The organism is uncultured Eubacterium sp. (genome assembly GCF_934295145.1).
Lineage (GTDB): Bacteria > Bacillota > Clostridia > Lachnospirales > Lachnospiraceae > Eubacterium_I.
Genome location: NZ_CAKRAS010000028.1, coordinates 1 through 13,878 on the forward strand (window position 1 = coordinate 1; position 13,878 = coordinate 13,878).

The 13,878-nt window shown below is 42.5% G+C and carries 22 protein-coding genes; all 22 read left to right on the top strand.

What is annotated here, in order from left to right; translation table 11 throughout:
- Window positions 1–71: 71 nt before the first annotated feature.
- The 22 genes from Q0I54_RS07210 to Q0I54_RS07315 all read left to right on the top strand — a co-directional run bounded on the left by Q0I54_RS07210 (window position 72) and on the right by Q0I54_RS07315 (window position 13,872).
- Window positions 72–503, top strand: a complete 432-nt coding sequence (locus Q0I54_RS07210) for a single-stranded DNA-binding protein (protein WP_296117592.1) — start codon at window positions 72–74, stop codon at window positions 501–503.
- Window positions 503–919 (top strand): hypothetical protein, encoded by a 417-nt coding sequence (locus Q0I54_RS07215; protein WP_296117594.1) that lies wholly within the window; start codon window positions 503–505, stop codon window positions 917–919. The genes Q0I54_RS07210 and Q0I54_RS07215 overlap by 1 nt, the downstream gene beginning before the upstream one ends.
- Window positions 920–941: 22 nt before the next feature.
- Window positions 942–1,196: a hypothetical protein gene (locus Q0I54_RS07220; protein ID WP_296117596.1), complete on the top strand. Its 255-nt coding sequence runs from the start codon at window positions 942–944 to the stop codon at window positions 1,194–1,196.
- Entirely contained in the window at window positions 1,187–2,602 is a 1,416-nt protein-coding gene (locus Q0I54_RS07225) for a ParB N-terminal domain-containing protein (RefSeq protein ID WP_296117597.1), read from the top strand. The genes Q0I54_RS07220 and Q0I54_RS07225 overlap by 10 nt, the downstream gene beginning before the upstream one ends.
- Window positions 2,603–2,616: 14 nt before the next feature.
- Window positions 2,617–2,877, top strand: a complete 261-nt coding sequence (locus Q0I54_RS07230; RefSeq protein WP_296117599.1) for a hypothetical protein — start codon at window positions 2,617–2,619, stop codon at window positions 2,875–2,877.
- Window positions 2,878–2,890: 13 nt separating this feature from the next.
- Window positions 2,891–3,502 (top strand): single-stranded DNA-binding protein, encoded by a 612-nt coding sequence (locus Q0I54_RS07235; protein ID WP_296117601.1) that lies wholly within the window; start codon window positions 2,891–2,893, stop codon window positions 3,500–3,502.
- A gap of 2 nt (window positions 3,503–3,504) precedes the next feature.
- Window positions 3,505–3,747 (top strand): DUF551 domain-containing protein, encoded by a 243-nt coding sequence (locus Q0I54_RS07240; RefSeq protein WP_296117603.1) that lies wholly within the window; start codon window positions 3,505–3,507, stop codon window positions 3,745–3,747.
- Window positions 3,748–3,749: 2 nt separating this feature from the next.
- Complete coding sequence (locus Q0I54_RS07245) at window positions 3,750–3,956, top strand: hypothetical protein (RefSeq protein ID WP_296117605.1); 207 nt, start codon at window positions 3,750–3,752, stop codon at window positions 3,954–3,956.
- Complete coding sequence (locus tag Q0I54_RS07250) at window positions 3,953–4,129, top strand: hypothetical protein (RefSeq protein WP_296117606.1); 177 nt, start codon at window positions 3,953–3,955, stop codon at window positions 4,127–4,129. Before Q0I54_RS07245 ends, Q0I54_RS07250 begins: the two co-directional genes overlap by 4 nt.
- Window positions 4,119–4,676 (top strand): hypothetical protein, encoded by a 558-nt coding sequence (locus Q0I54_RS07255; RefSeq protein WP_296117608.1) that lies wholly within the window; start codon window positions 4,119–4,121, stop codon window positions 4,674–4,676. Before Q0I54_RS07250 ends, Q0I54_RS07255 begins: the two co-directional genes overlap by 11 nt.
- 9 nt (window positions 4,677–4,685) lie before the next feature.
- Window positions 4,686–4,922: a hypothetical protein gene (locus tag Q0I54_RS07260; protein ID WP_296117609.1), complete on the top strand. Its 237-nt coding sequence runs from the start codon at window positions 4,686–4,688 to the stop codon at window positions 4,920–4,922.
- A gap of 175 nt (window positions 4,923–5,097) precedes the next feature.
- A complete protein-coding gene (locus Q0I54_RS07265; protein WP_296117610.1) occupies window positions 5,098–5,451 on the top strand; it encodes a hypothetical protein in 354 nt (117 codons plus the stop codon).
- A gap of 193 nt (window positions 5,452–5,644) precedes the next feature.
- Window positions 5,645–6,082 (top strand): hypothetical protein, encoded by a 438-nt coding sequence (locus tag Q0I54_RS07270; protein WP_367270794.1) that lies wholly within the window; start codon window positions 5,645–5,647, stop codon window positions 6,080–6,082.
- A 164-nt stretch (window positions 6,083–6,246) separates the two neighbouring features.
- A complete protein-coding gene (locus Q0I54_RS07275) occupies window positions 6,247–6,750 on the top strand; it encodes a hypothetical protein (protein WP_296117612.1) in 504 nt (167 codons plus the stop codon).
- A 340-nt stretch (window positions 6,751–7,090) separates the two neighbouring features.
- Entirely contained in the window at window positions 7,091–7,597 is a 507-nt protein-coding gene (locus tag Q0I54_RS07280) for a terminase small subunit (RefSeq protein ID WP_296117613.1), read from the top strand.
- Complete coding sequence (locus tag Q0I54_RS07285; RefSeq protein ID WP_296117614.1) at window positions 7,597–8,976, top strand: terminase; 1,380 nt, start codon at window positions 7,597–7,599, stop codon at window positions 8,974–8,976. Before Q0I54_RS07280 ends, Q0I54_RS07285 begins: the two co-directional genes overlap by 1 nt.
- Window positions 8,964–10,589 (top strand): capsid protein, encoded by a 1,626-nt coding sequence (locus tag Q0I54_RS07290; protein ID WP_296117616.1) that lies wholly within the window; start codon window positions 8,964–8,966, stop codon window positions 10,587–10,589. The genes Q0I54_RS07285 and Q0I54_RS07290 overlap by 13 nt, the downstream gene beginning before the upstream one ends.
- Window positions 10,590–10,742: 153 nt before the next feature.
- Window positions 10,743–12,293, top strand: coding sequence for a phage minor capsid protein (locus Q0I54_RS07295; protein WP_296117618.1), 1,551 nt, complete (start codon window positions 10,743–10,745; stop codon window positions 12,291–12,293).
- Complete coding sequence (locus tag Q0I54_RS07300) at window positions 12,256–12,477, top strand: hypothetical protein (protein ID WP_296117619.1); 222 nt, start codon at window positions 12,256–12,258, stop codon at window positions 12,475–12,477. The genes Q0I54_RS07295 and Q0I54_RS07300 overlap by 38 nt, the downstream gene beginning before the upstream one ends.
- A gap of 68 nt (window positions 12,478–12,545) precedes the next feature.
- Window positions 12,546–12,794 (top strand): crAss001_48 related protein, encoded by a 249-nt coding sequence (locus Q0I54_RS07305; RefSeq protein ID WP_296117620.1) that lies wholly within the window; start codon window positions 12,546–12,548, stop codon window positions 12,792–12,794.
- 14 nt (window positions 12,795–12,808) lie between these two features.
- Entirely contained in the window at window positions 12,809–13,069 is a 261-nt protein-coding gene (locus Q0I54_RS07310) for a hypothetical protein (RefSeq protein WP_296117621.1), read from the top strand.
- Between the two features lie 164 nt (window positions 13,070–13,233).
- Entirely contained in the window at window positions 13,234–13,872 is a 639-nt protein-coding gene (locus Q0I54_RS07315; protein WP_296117622.1) for a hypothetical protein, read from the top strand.
- Window positions 13,873–13,878: the final 6 nt, after the last annotated feature.

Below are 13,878 nucleotides of genomic sequence, written 5' to 3' on the forward strand. Positions count from 1 at the left end.
AAAGGACAGTAAAAGCCTGTCCGTAAGATAAAAATCAACGTTTGCGAGCATTTGAAAGGAGAAAAAGAAATATGAATAAAGTCATTTTAATGGGGAGGTTGACCAGAGATCCGGACATCCGGTATACTCAGCCGAACTCTGCACAGGAGCAGACCTGCATTGCACGTTATGCACTGGCGGTAGACCGTAGATTTCGCCGTGATAGTGACAGCCAGACCGCAGATTTTATCAGCTGTGTGGCATTTGGACATCAGGCAGAGTTTGCAGAAAAATATCTGCGCAAAGGAACAAAGATTGCTCTCACAGGACGTATCCAGACTGGAAGTTATACCAATCGTGATGGACAGAAGGTATATACCACGGATGTCGTGGTGGAGGAGCAGGAATTTGCCGAAAGTAAGGCAGCAGGACAGACCACACAGCAGAATCCGGCACCGATGGCCAGGGAGGATGGCTTCATGGAAATTCCGGACGGGCTGGAAGAGGAGCTGCCGTTTAGCTGATGAGTAAGAGTATCATACAAACACAAAAAGAATGCTATATCTGCAGATACCTGGCTGATCAACAAGGCTATTATGGTGAGCTACCATCTGCCGGATTGCATAAGCATCACATCATGTTCGGTATCGCGAACCGGAAGAAATCAGAACATTTCGGTCTCTGGGTATATTTATGCGTACCACATCATGAATATGGTCCGGATGCAGTGCATGCAAACAGAAATGTACGGATCCTGTTGTGCCAGATTGGACAGCGGGCATTCGAAAGGAAATATTCGCATGAACGCTATATGCAGGAGTTTGGTCGGAACTGGATGCATGAAGAGATTAGCGGAAAATGGCAGCAGGAGAAAACAAAAGAAAGCAGAAAGGGCGGCATTCGGTTTTTGGACATAGATTTAGGAGAGCCACCAGTTTAAACAAAGGAGAGATAACTCAAAGATGATTAGATACAACTTATCGATAAACGGCAAGGAACTGCTCAGTGGAATCGATATAAGAGAATTACAGGAACTATTGATGATGGATGCCAGTGTCATAAAGGCAGCAGCTACACAGGGACTGCCGATCCAGCCACAGCTTATGCTGGAAAGGATTGAAATGGAAAGTGATACGGATGCATTTATCAGAAAATACGGAAGAACGATTTACGAAGAGTGGAGCGAATTAAACAGGAGGTATGCAACATGGAAATGACTTTAATATCAGCGGATCAGATCTATTCACATCCGGATAATCCAAGAAAAGACCTTGGGGATATATCGGAGTTAACAGAATCAATTAAAAAGCAGGGCGTGCTGCAGAACCTTACGGTAATCCCGGGACACTGGATGGAATTTGAAGAACATAATCAGACAATCAACGAGTATCTGGAAAATCCAACAGAAGAGAACTTGCAGAAAGTAGATTCCAAATTTTCCCCGGAAGGGTACACACTGCTGATCGGTCACAGACGGTTTGCAGCGGGCAAGGCAGCAGGACTTACAGAATTTCCATGTAAGATTGCAAAAGGATTAACCCATAGAGAGCAGGTCGGGATCATGCTGGAAGAAAATATGCAGAGAAATGACCTGTCTATCATGGAACAGGCCCAGGGCTTCCAGATGATGCTTGATCTTGGCGATACAGAAGCTCAGATAGCTGAAAGAACCGGGTTTTCCAGGACAACGGTCCGGCACAGACTGCAGATTGCCAAGCTGGATCAGAGCATTCTCAAAGAAAAGCAGGAAAGTGACAGCTTCCAGTTATCATTGAAAGATTTGTACGCTTTGGAACAGGTAGAAGATGTCCGGGAAAGAGACAAGATTTTAAAAGAGTCCAGCAATTCAAGTCAGCTGATCTGGAAAGCCAGCGAGTCGGTTAGAATTACAAATCGAAATAAAAGCGAGAAGAAATTAATAGCAATGCTGGAAACCAGAGGAATACAGAGAGCACCAAAGAAAGCCGAAAGTGAATATTATTCCGGAAAATGGGAAAAAGTGCGGGCGTATGGTCTTGATGATGAACTCCCGCAAAAATTAAAACTGCCACAGAATGAGGAAAATTTATATTACCTGCGGATGTATAGCAGCATATATGTCCTGAAAAAAGTACCGCAGAAGAAAGAAACCGAACAGGAGCGAAAAACGAAAGAGAGGGATCGTAATAGAAAGGAAATCAAGGGCATCAATAAGACCTTGTATAAACGTATGAAAGATTTTGTGCGGGATATTACAGATGGAAAAATTTACATGAAAGATAGTCCTGGCATTGTGGAAACAATCTGGAATCTTATGTTCGAGATAGGCGTTTGTATATATAAATCTGCTATATATAATTTCTATTGTGGAAAGTCGCAGTATGAGTGTACAGATGAAGAACAAAATATGGCAGCAGAATATTTTGATAAACTGAGTACGCAAAAACAGATGCTGATTTACCTGTGGGATGGAACAGATTCCTGCTTAGAAACTGCGGACTGGAGAGGACAGTATAACGAAGAAAAAGGCGGGAAACTTCTGCATGTGTGCCAGTTTATGGAACAGTATGGTTTTACATTGACGGAACAGGAATGGGAAGCAGTAGAAGGAAGCTTAGATTTGTATGAACCAGCAGAGGAATAGCAAAGGAGAATGTAGTGCAGGAAGAATATGAAACAGAACTGAAAAAGTTCTATGAAATCTATCTTCCACTAAAGAGAAAATATAATCTTCAGCTCCATTCACATTTTAGTATCTGGGAGGATGGCTGGATAAAGATATACAAAAAGACAGGCCGGCAGCAGAAACTGATTATAAAAGCGGAGAGCGAATCAGATGCAGCATGTTACCGGATGGCAAGAGAACAGCTGAACAGTTGGGAGACTGCTCAGTTAAAAGAAGAAAAACAGGCAGGATAAGGAGAAAAGAGCAATGCATAAAAACAATATGGCTAAAATAACAGGAACAGTAATCACAGAACCACAGTATGATCATGAAACTGCAGGAGCAGTATTTTACAGAACAATCTTAGCGACAAACCGCAAAAGCGGATACGCAGATGAAATCCCAGTAATTTTCCGGAAAGGAATGGTGGATGAAAACAAAATCTATTACGGAGCAAATATTTCGGTAGAAGGAAGCTTTTGCTCCGTAAACATGCCGGCTGGAGAAAAGCGAAAATTAATACTTTTTCTTTTTGCAGAACAGATCAGTGATGCTGCGCAGGAAGATGATAATTATATTTTCTTACATGGATTTATCTGCAGACAGCCGGTTTACCGGGAAACACCGAGTGGACGCCAGATCACAGATCTTCTAGTGGCAGTGAACAGACCAGGTGGAAAAAGTGACTATATCCCTTGCATCTGCTGGGCTGGCAATGCACGGTATGCCAAAAATCTGGCAGTTGGCAGTAGGATTGAACTGACCGGAAGAATCCAGAGCCGGGAATATGTAAAAAAACTGGATGAAGAGCAGCAGGAGACCAGGGTGGCTTATGAAGTATCTGCAAGCAGAATCTACATGATAGAGGAAGGCGAGTGAAAATGAATGAAGCAATGCGACAGTATCAAGGATGGATAGATATCAATGACAGACTTCCAGATCCGGGAGAATACGTGCTGGTGTCATTTGAGAACTTCACACTTCCGGATATCGGAAGATATGAAACAGACAGTGATGGATCCGGAGCATTTTATCCGGGAGATGATGATGCAAGCTATGTATCGTTTGGAATATTCGTTAATGCCTGGATGCCATTGCCGGAAGTATACAGGAGAGAGGAATAACTATGCGAACAATAGTAGAAACATCAAAGGGATATGTGCTGGTAGATACATGTGATACAGCAGATCATGGTTTAGAAACAATGGTATTTAGCTGTACAGAAGACGGAAATGCAATAAGCTATAGTGATTTGGATGTCAGGCACTATGCAACCGTTCGAGAAGCGATAAAAGGACATTGGGACTTGGTAGAGAAGTGGAGGAGCAAATGATGATTTTAAAATCTGTAAAATTAGAGAACTGGGCGAAGAGCCAGAAGAGAGTAACTATTGGAAGAATCAGAAAAGAGTTTAACGTCAACGAGGAGCGTGCACAGGTATATTACGATTATCTAAAAGGTGCAGGAATTGTTGGCAGAATGGGGATGGTAAGGCATGAAGAATGAGCAGATGGATAGAAAGAAAATAACGAAGTTCCTTGGAAATCTGCTTGTGTCAGATAGGTTCAGAGATAGAACCTATTGGGCGCGAGAAGTTAGTATTGATTACGGAACGAGAGATGTAAAAAGAATTGATTTCATGCAGTTTGAACCTGCGGGAGTTACTTCGATCAGTGGGATTGAAAAGGGAATATTTACTTGCTACGAGATAAAGAGCTGTCGGGATGACGTATTCAGCGGGAATGGTTTGAATTTCATCGGAGAAAAGAATTATATAGTGACTACAATGGAGTGTTGGAAAAGCATCCAAGAGGATATGAGAAACGGAAGACTTGATACGCATATTAAGGAATGTTGCCCAAATTCGTCACATCATTACGGAATTATGGTACCAATACCACTATGGAGCAAAGAAGATGATGAATATATCAACCCTACACCATTAGATCAGGCAAAGGATTGGAAGCTTGCCGTGGTAATTCCGTGCAGAATTGGTCTGAGGAAGAGAAGTATCACAGAAATGCTTTTTTACATGCTTAGAAGTGGAAAGTAGGTGCAAAGGATGAAAAAGAGTGACAAACAGTTGCAGCAGGAAGTAACGGAGATCCGGCGGTTTGTGGATGGAGATTCCAGAGATGTGGCAATAAAAGCCAGAGTAATGGAAGGACCAGATGAATTTGGGGATGCGTTTATCGAATGCCCGTGCAGAGCAGTAATACATGTTAATGAGATACACCGAGACGGATGCATTTATTGTTGGAAATGCGGACAGAAATTGGATTGGAGTGATGTGAAATGATACAGGTAAATGCGGCATGGATAGTACAAGTAATTGCTTGCCTGGTTATGTGTTTTAGCTGGGGAGCAAAGATAGATTTTGAAGAACATACGAGAAAAGTTTTTGCAGTATTAATATGGGTTTGCATTGCAGCAGTATGGATTGCATCACCGTTTAGATAGGAGGAACAGAAAAAATGATTTTTGAAGTAGGGAAATGCTACGAGCATACAAATGGATTAAAGCTTAGAATTCTTGCAGATGTTGTCACATGTGCGTACGGCAGAGTATTTATCGCCGAGGATAATTATGGAAGAATTACCCCTCAAGGAATTGGCGAAGAATCAAGTCTTAATTATGTTGAATGTGAGGACTTCATGAAGACCGTGGAAGAGACAGGATCATACGAAGCAGTTGTGATGCCAGCAGCAGAAGAAAATGAGATCGATGTCTCTGAGATGAATCCGGATGCAGTAGAAGTGAAACCGGATGATGTAGAGGATGAAGAGATGGAAGCGACGGAGGATGAAGAAAAAGATGAAACTGATTAATAAAATTCCTGATAGACCAACTGATACATCAACTAATAGACCAACTGAGTTGAATTATCAGTGACATTACTTGATTACCTTGCAGCAGTCGGTGGTAATCCGGAATGGAGCCTGTCATATCTGATATGGCAGCAGATACAACAAAGTGGCAGCAGGGCAACGCTGTAGGAGAGGAATAAGGGAGGCGATGCCGTTGGAGAAGATGACAAAGGAAAGATTGAAAGCATACCGGAGCAATAAAGCTGAGATACTGGAACTGGATTATGCTCTGCAGAACCGCTGGAAGTCAGATACTATGATCGGGAATGATGTTATATTTGATTACAGCAAAGGTTATCCGATGCCACAATGTGTGGTTGGGTTTGACAAGGAGAAATACGAACGATTGCAGGACCGTGATCTTAAGCGGAAGAAAGCTCTGGAGCAGGAGTGTAAAGAGGTGGAGCAATTCGTAGATGCGATACCGGACAGTTTGGGGCACCGTATCTTCCGGAAGCTGTTTATCGATGGCAGAAAGCCGGTGACACAGGAGCAGGTTGCAAAGAGCGTGCATCTGGATCGTAGCAGGATTAGTAGAAAAATTGATGATATTCTGAAAAACGCACAAAAAGCACAGGATGCACAGTTATAATAATACTTGAGCCAAAGGCGAAAACCGGCGGCTCGATTTCTCCCCTATAAGGATAAACCTACTTAAAAGGCATTCGGAAACGGATGTCTTTTTCGTTGCATAATGTCAAACGATAGGATATTATGGGAATAGGGTTTAAAATATAGTTTGATGGGAGATATGAAATGTTTGAAATTAATGGAAATTTATGTGGTGAAGATGGATTAGCTAATATTGAACTGTTTCAGAAAGCTGTTATAGCTGTTAGAGTGTACTATTTAACGAAATTGAAGAATATATTTTCAGAAGATATAGATTTATATATAGATAATGCAACTGCTGGTTCTGGATATACACCAGTTATTACACCTGTGTTAAATAAAATACTAATAATTAAATTAGGAATCTCTGCAAACAGTTCCGAAGCACAGATTGCTTATCAATTTGCGCATGAATACATGCACTACATATTTTTCTGTAAGTATGGATTGCAAAAGCCATCCGCAGATGAAAGAGAAGAGTCAATTTGTTCAGCTGCTTCTTTAATCATATTACATGACATGTACCCAGCTTTTTTTGATACGTTTAATAATCATGTAAAAGCTCTTTCAAATAATGCATATAGAGCTGGAGCTGCTCTTGCAGCGAAAGTAAATTATGATATAAATATTTTGGCAAGTATAATTTGAGGTGATAGATTGTATACAAAAACATATGAACACTTGGAAGAGTGTACGGTAAAAGCAACACCGGAACTGGCAAGAATGTGTAGATCACATAAGGGAAACAGAGATCCAGTTGGAATAAATACTTATATCGGTGAAAGTAATATAAGCCGAATAATGAAAATACTATTAAGCAACGGAAAGAATATACTGGGAGCGCAGGAAGAGGATTTTGTTTGTATTCCGCGGTCACAGTATGAAGAGATACTGAAAATTGTAAATGATATGAAATAATGAAAATGACTAGGGCAGCAGGATTTACCTGCTGTCTTTTTCTTATGCCAAAAACTAGGAGGTGAGACTGGTGGCATTAACTGAAAAACAGAAAATATTTTGCGATGAGTATCTGATTGATCTGAATGCTACCAGAGCTTACATGGTGGCATATCCGAATGTAAAGAAAGAAAGTACAGCTGCAGCGGCAGCAGCCAGATTGTTAAGAAATGTTAAGGTTGCGGCATATATTGCAGAGCGGATGAAGGAACGGCAGGAGCGTACCGAAGTTACACAGGACATGGTAGTGCAGGAACTGGCAGCGATTGCATTTGCAAAAGCGACTGATTATGCAGAGGTAAAAGAAGATAAGGTTCTGATCAGGAACACGGAAGAGCTTCCTGATATCGCAAAGCGGGCGATTGCTGGAATCAAAATGGGGAAAAGTGGCATTGAATTAAAACTCTGTGATAAAGAAAAAGCACTGGAGTTGCTTGGTCGTCACCTTGGCATGTGGAACGATAAGGTCGATATCAATCTGGATGAGAGCAAGTCCAAACTGGATGATCTGATCCAACAGATGCGTGGTGATGAATAATGAGTAACCAACGTCTGATCTTATCAGAGAAATACAAAGCATTTATCCGATGTGATGCGCCGGTTGAGTTCCTGGAAGGAACCACGGCAGCGGGAAAAACTACGGTTGGACTGTTTAAGTTCATGCTGAAAGTTGCTGAGTCTCCTAAAAAGCTGCATATCATCGCGGCAAAGGACACAGGTACCGCAGAGAAGAATATCATTAACAAAGACCTTGGAATCATAGATGATTTCGGAGATCTGGCAGAGTATAACGGCAACGGAACCAAGGACGATAAGATTCCGCACATCCTGTTCCATACATCCGGCGGTGATAAAGTCATTTATGTAATGGGATATGGTGATAAAAAGAAATGGCAGAAAGCTCTTGGCGGTCAGTACGGATGCCTGTACATTGATGAGATCAATACAGCGGATATTGATTTTGTCCGTGAGGCAGCTATGCGATGTGATTATTTCATGGCAACACTGAATCCGGATGATCCGAACCTGCCAGTGTACAAAGAATATATTAACTGCGCCAGACCATTATCGGAATGGCAGCAGGATACTCCAAACGAAATATTGAGTGAATTGAAAGAAGAACCAAAGCCCAGATGGGTACATTGGTTCTTTTCTTTTAAGGATAATGCCGGTCTTCCGAAAGAAAAAATGGACAAGATCATCCAGAACACACCAAAGGGCACCAAGATCTGGAAGAACAAGATTGAGGGCCTTCGGGGTAAGGCTACTGGATTGGTGTTCTCAAACTTTGACCGGAAGCGGCATGTGAAAACAAAGCAGTGGTTAAAGGAACAGATAGCAGCAGGTAAGATTATCCCGGCACGGTTTACCGTTGGGCTGGATACATCATACTCCAGCAAAAGTCCGGATACCATTGCAATGATCTATCAGATGATCACGAAGGACCGGCGGGTGATTACCGTGGATGAAAAAGTATACAGCAACAGTGACCTTGATATACCACTGGCACCATCAGACACGGTAAAAAACTTTCTGGATTTTTTGGAACGCAATCAGAAAGAATGGGGACTGGCCAGAAACACATACATTGATTCTGCAGACCAGGCAACCATCACGGAGCTGAATAAATATAAGCGGCTGCATGGCTGCATTTATAATTTCATAGCAGCGTATAAACAGACAACCATCGTTGACCGAATTAATTTGCAGTTATCGTGGTTGCAGCAGGATAAGTACCTGGTACTGGATCACTGTACGAATCACATTTCAGAGTTGGAAACTTACAGCTGGAAAGAAGATAAGGACAACGAGCCGGAGGACAAAAATGATCACACCATCAATGCATCACAGTATAGCTGGCTGCCGTACAAGATGGAAATCGGTGATGAAGAGGAGAAAAAGGAATGGGATGGATAAATAATATCATGAACAGAATTTTAGAAAAACGATCGAGCCGGATCAACATTAAACCGGCAGATCCAATCACAATCAATATCAATTCCATACTGGACTATGAGGGAAACGCAGCGAAGAACCGGATCTGGTATCGCGGTGATTCGCGGGAACTGAGTCAGTTGTATCAAGGGCTCTGCCAGAAAGCCAGTATGTATAACTTCTGGGCGGCATCTAGCAGCCCGGGAATGGAAATGCGAAAGATACATACCGGTATTCCAGGTATCATCGTGGATATGTTATCAACAGTCGTATTAACAGATCTGAACCAGATTGAATTTGAAAATGCTAACGATAAGGAAATCTGGGAAGATATTGACAAAGAGAACCAGTTATCAAAGCTGTTGGAAAGCAGTTTAAAAGAAGCGCTGTATATCGGTGATGGGGCATTTAAGATTACTTATGATTCGAAGATAAGCAATTACCCGATCATCGAATTTTATCCGGGTGATCAGGTCGAATATAACATTGTCCGGGGGAGAATACAGGAAGTTATTTTCAAAACAGTATATGAGCATAAAGGGCAGAGTTACGTTCTGTATGAGACTTACGGATACGGCTATATTAAGAACCGCCTGACCAAAGATGGAAAAGAGATTGCCATGGACTATCTTCCGGAAACAAAAAATCTGAAGGATTACTTCTTTGCTGGCCATACAGAGGATAAAGACGGTGAGACCGTTCAGCGTGGCAGTTATATGATGGCAATTCCGCTTATGATCTACCGATCTTCCAGATATCCAGGCAGAGGACAGAGTATCTTTGACAGAAAGGTAGAAGCCTTTGATTCACTGGATGAAGCATGGAGTCAGTGGATGGATGCACTCCGGGCAGGACGTTCCAAAGAATATATTCCGGACAACCTCTTGCCAAGAAATCCGAATACAGGAGCGATTCTGAAACCGAATGCGTTCGACAACCGTTATATCCAGACGGAAGCAGACATGCGAGAGGGTACACAGAGCAAGATCACGCTGGATCAGCCGGCTATTCCGCATGACAGTTATCTGGCAACCTACTGCACAGCCTTAGACCTGGCACTGCAGGGATTGATCAGTCCGTCTACCATCGGTATCGATGTAAAGAAGCTGGATAATGCGGAAGCGCAGCGGGAAAAAGAAAAGACCACGCTCTATACCAGAAATGCGATTGTCGAAGCATTGACGGAAGATTTGAGAGAGCTGGTCATTTCCTGTTTAAATTCATACCGCGAACTTAACAAACAGGAAATAACCGAGATTAAACCAAGCGTGACCTTTGGAGAATATGCAAATCCATCCTTTGAGAGTCAGGTCGAGACGGTATCAAAAGGTAAGACTGGCGGCATCATGAGCATTGAGGCTTGCGTGGAAGAACTCTACGGAGATTCACAGGATGAAGAATGGAAAGAAAAAGAGGTTGCCAGGTTAAAGAATGAACAGGGAATCATGCAACTGGAAGAACCATCAGTAAATCTGGAAGCAGAAGAATTTACAGTACAGGGATTTGGAGGACAGTTAAATGCGGGTGAAGGTAGCAAACAGAATGTACAACATGAGCCGGAAGGAATTTCTGGGACTCCTGCAGGTGGCGCGTGAAAACGTGCCATTTGGCATTTATGCGATTGAAAAGAAAGGGTATGCAGAATTGATGAACGTGCACGTAATGAGCCGCACAAAGCTAAAGGAACACGTCAGAGCGTACCGTTCACAGGGATATAAGGTATATACCAACGATAAAGGGTGATAGCCATGGAACCATATGATATCGGTGCAGCGTTTGAAACTATCGAGGATGAGCTGATCGCATCCATGATCCGAAACATGAAACGTCACCGGGTGGAGGAAGTGAGCCAGGGCATACAGTGGTCCCAGTGGCAGGCGGAGCAGCTGAAGGCATTGGAAAAATTCAAAAAGCAGAATCAAAAGCTGTTTTCCGGAAAATTCAAGGAAATCAACAGTATGATTGAGGATGCAATCAAAGCCGCCCGGCAGCAGGGAAACATGGATCAAGAGATTGCAATCTTAGAAGCAATCAAAGGTGGTTTTAAAGGTGCACGAAAACAGAGCAGGGGAACCTATGGCGAATTTTTCCGTCTAAATGACAGAAAGCTGAACGCACTGATCAAAGCCACAACCAATGACTTCAAAAACGGTGAGACAGCAATGCTCCGGCAGGCAAATGACCAGTACCGTCAGATTATTTACAACGCACAGGTCTATGCAAACACAGGAGCAGGTACCTATGAGAAAGCCGTAGACATGGCAACAAAGGATTTTTTATCAAGAGGTATTACCTGTATCGAATATGCCAATGGAGCGCGTCATGCCATGAAAGATTACGCGGACATGGCAATCCGGACAGCGACTAAGAGAGCATATCTAACTGGTGAGGGTGAGAAGCGACAGGAGTGGGGAATACATACCGTGATTTTAAATAAACGCGGTGATAACCCGTGTCCGAAGTGCTTGCCGTTCGTTGGAAAAGTGCTAATTGACGATGTTTGGAGCGGCGGCAGCAGTAAAGACGGACCATATCCACTTATGAGCCACGCAATCGCCAGAGGATTATATCACCCACGTTGTAAGGACAGCCACACTACGTACTTTCCAGGACTTTCCACAGCAGACGACACTTGGACGCAGGAAGAACTGGATAACATCGAGTGGGAGAGCCGACAGGAAGCCAAACAGCAATATGCCAAGCGACAGGAAGAAAAGTACGATCGGCTGGCGAAATATTCACTGGATCAGGAGAATCAGAAACAGTACACTACTAAGAAAGAACAGTGGAAAATTGAAGCTGAAAGAAAGGCTGGAGTAAAAAATATTGTAAAAAGCATGGATTCTGATATAATGGTATCAGGAGCAAGAATAACAGATCCTGACAGTACAACGGGTGAAGAATTTGCAAAAATGTACTATGAGGAAATAAAAAAATTTTCAACAGATGTACAAAGAATCGCGATCAATCTTGGAAAAGATGAAAATGATATTGGAAAAATAAAAGCATATTTATTTGAAGATAAATCTTTATATGACGAGGATACAGGTGAATATAGAAGATTCGCCCCAGATTGTGCGATTGCTCAAAGTTGGCAAAGGCTCATGATTGGAAAACATATTCAGCCTCATGACAGAACCTTGATAGAGCATGAACTTTATGAAATGCAACTTAAAGAAGAGAATCCTGAACTTGAGCATTGGAAAGCACATGAAATGGCATGTCGGAAATATGATTATCAGAGAGAGGCGGCAGATTATTATGGTAATATTAAAAAATATAATAAAAACAAAAACTGATATTTCTGCGGATTATTATATTGAGGGCAGAGAGCCTAAGGGGTTTATGAAGATAAGCATTGCAGGCGGAGAAGTTTTGGAACACGAAAATGCGGGTTATGGTTCAACACATGTAAGATATGAATTGAGACGTCTTGCGCAGATGGATAATCCACCAAAAGAGAAAACTGTATTATGGTATTAATGCCACTGATCAGAAATGGTTGGTGGTATTTTTATACCCATTTTTAAGAAAGGAAAAGGTAAAAGAACATGGAATTAAAAGACACCATTGAACTTATGCAAAGTTCGGATTACAAGGAACGAATGAAAGCTGAGTATCAGCAGACCAAGATCAGATACGATGGCCTGTACAAAATGCTGGTGGTATGGGACGCTGGTAAACTGGGATTTACACCAGCATGCCCGAAAGCTCTGTATCTGGAACAGAAGCGTTACATGGGTGAGTATTTGAGAGTTCTGGAAGTCAGAGCATTACAGGAAGGCATTGATCTTGATTAAGGAGGAATAAAAACATGAAATTAAAAGTAACAACAACCTATCACGACAGAAAAGAAGACATTGATATTGCCGCCGGCACTATCATCGAACGCGATGAGGAGCGTGCAAAGATTCTGATCGGAGCCAAAGTGGCAGAAGAATATGTAGAAGAGACTGCGGAAGAAGTAGCAGAGGAAGTTCTAGAGGAAACTCCGGAAGAAGTAGCAGAGGAAATTCCGGAAGAAGCTTCGGTGAAAGAAAAACCAAAAGGACGCAAGAAAACCAATCCAAAGTAGGAAGGCGGTGATCCAACATCTCCCTCTGGGACGCGGGGTGAAGCGTCTTATTTTTATGCCCGAAGGCGGTAAACTACACGGAGACACCGGTGAAACAACTGTAATGTGAGACACACATAAAACTGTAAAGAGAGACACTCAATAACTGTAGGAGGTATAGAAACATGGCAGATAATAACAATCAGAACGCTCAGCAGCAGAATCCGGCTGGAGCAAATACAGGTGATAACAATCAGAACACTCAGCAGAATCAGAATGGGCAGCAGGCAAACAACGTACAGCCCCCAGAAATTGATTATGAGAAGCTGAGTTCTCTTGTTGCCGGTAAACAGTCCGCTACTGAGGATTCCGTGCTGAAAGGTTATTTTAAACAGCAGGGACTGTCGAAAGAAGAGATGGATCAGGCAATTTCGGCATTCAAGGCACAGAAAGCTGCCAATCAGCCAGATGTAACAAAAATGCAGGCCGACATCCAGACAGCACAGGCTGCAGCACTGAAATCTCAGATTGAGAATAAGGCACTGCTGATGCATTCAGAACTTGGAATTGATTTAAAAACCATTCCTTACGTGATGAAGCTGGCAGATCTGTCCGCTGTTGCAGTAAATGGAGCAATTGATGATGCAAAGTTAAAGGACGCTTTAAACAAAGTATTGGAAGATGTTCCGCAGCTGAAAGCACAGCAGGAACAGAGTACACAGGGATTCCACCAGATTGGTGCATCCCCAAGCAACAATGCAAACAATCAGAACACAGAAACAAAACCAGTGGCTACTAAGTCCTGGAACAGATGGAATCATTAACTAGGA

What these genes read in the sequence shown, in the direction of transcription:
- Q0I54_RS07210 (WP_296117592.1), top strand. Translation starts at nt 72, where the DNA reads ATGAATAAAGTCATTTTAATGGGGAGGTTGACCAGAGATCCGGACATC.
- Q0I54_RS07215 (WP_296117594.1), top strand. Translation starts at nt 503, where the DNA reads ATGAGTAAGAGTATCATACAAACACAAAAAGAATGCTATATCTGCAGA.
- Q0I54_RS07220 (WP_296117596.1), top strand. Translation starts at nt 942, where the DNA reads ATGATTAGATACAACTTATCGATAAACGGCAAGGAACTGCTCAGTGGA.
- Q0I54_RS07225 (WP_296117597.1), top strand. Translation starts at nt 1,187, where the DNA reads ATGGAAATGACTTTAATATCAGCGGATCAGATCTATTCACATCCGGAT.
- Q0I54_RS07235 (WP_296117601.1), top strand. Translation starts at nt 2,891, where the DNA reads ATGCATAAAAACAATATGGCTAAAATAACAGGAACAGTAATCACAGAA.
- Q0I54_RS07240 (WP_296117603.1), top strand. Translation starts at nt 3,505, where the DNA reads ATGAATGAAGCAATGCGACAGTATCAAGGATGGATAGATATCAATGAC.
- Q0I54_RS07245 (WP_296117605.1), top strand. Translation starts at nt 3,750, where the DNA reads ATGCGAACAATAGTAGAAACATCAAAGGGATATGTGCTGGTAGATACA.
- Q0I54_RS07250 (WP_296117606.1), top strand. Translation starts at nt 3,953, where the DNA reads ATGATGATTTTAAAATCTGTAAAATTAGAGAACTGGGCGAAGAGCCAG.
- Q0I54_RS07255 (WP_296117608.1), top strand. Translation starts at nt 4,119, where the DNA reads ATGAAGAATGAGCAGATGGATAGAAAGAAAATAACGAAGTTCCTTGGA.
- Q0I54_RS07260 (WP_296117609.1), top strand. Translation starts at nt 4,686, where the DNA reads ATGAAAAAGAGTGACAAACAGTTGCAGCAGGAAGTAACGGAGATCCGG.
- Q0I54_RS07265 (WP_296117610.1), top strand. Translation starts at nt 5,098, where the DNA reads ATGATTTTTGAAGTAGGGAAATGCTACGAGCATACAAATGGATTAAAG.
- Q0I54_RS07275 (WP_296117612.1), top strand. Translation starts at nt 6,247, where the DNA reads ATGTTTGAAATTAATGGAAATTTATGTGGTGAAGATGGATTAGCTAAT.
- Q0I54_RS07285 (WP_296117614.1), top strand. Translation starts at nt 7,597, where the DNA reads ATGAGTAACCAACGTCTGATCTTATCAGAGAAATACAAAGCATTTATC.
- Q0I54_RS07290 (WP_296117616.1), top strand. Translation starts at nt 8,964, where the DNA reads ATGGGATGGATAAATAATATCATGAACAGAATTTTAGAAAAACGATCG.
- Q0I54_RS07295 (WP_296117618.1), top strand. Translation starts at nt 10,743, where the DNA reads ATGGAACCATATGATATCGGTGCAGCGTTTGAAACTATCGAGGATGAG.
- Q0I54_RS07300 (WP_296117619.1), top strand. Translation starts at nt 12,256, where the DNA reads ATGGTAATATTAAAAAATATAATAAAAACAAAAACTGATATTTCTGCG.
- Q0I54_RS07305 (WP_296117620.1), top strand. Translation starts at nt 12,546, where the DNA reads ATGGAATTAAAAGACACCATTGAACTTATGCAAAGTTCGGATTACAAG.
- Q0I54_RS07310 (WP_296117621.1), top strand. Translation starts at nt 12,809, where the DNA reads ATGAAATTAAAAGTAACAACAACCTATCACGACAGAAAAGAAGACATT.
- Q0I54_RS07315 (WP_296117622.1), top strand. Translation starts at nt 13,234, where the DNA reads ATGGCAGATAATAACAATCAGAACGCTCAGCAGCAGAATCCGGCTGGA.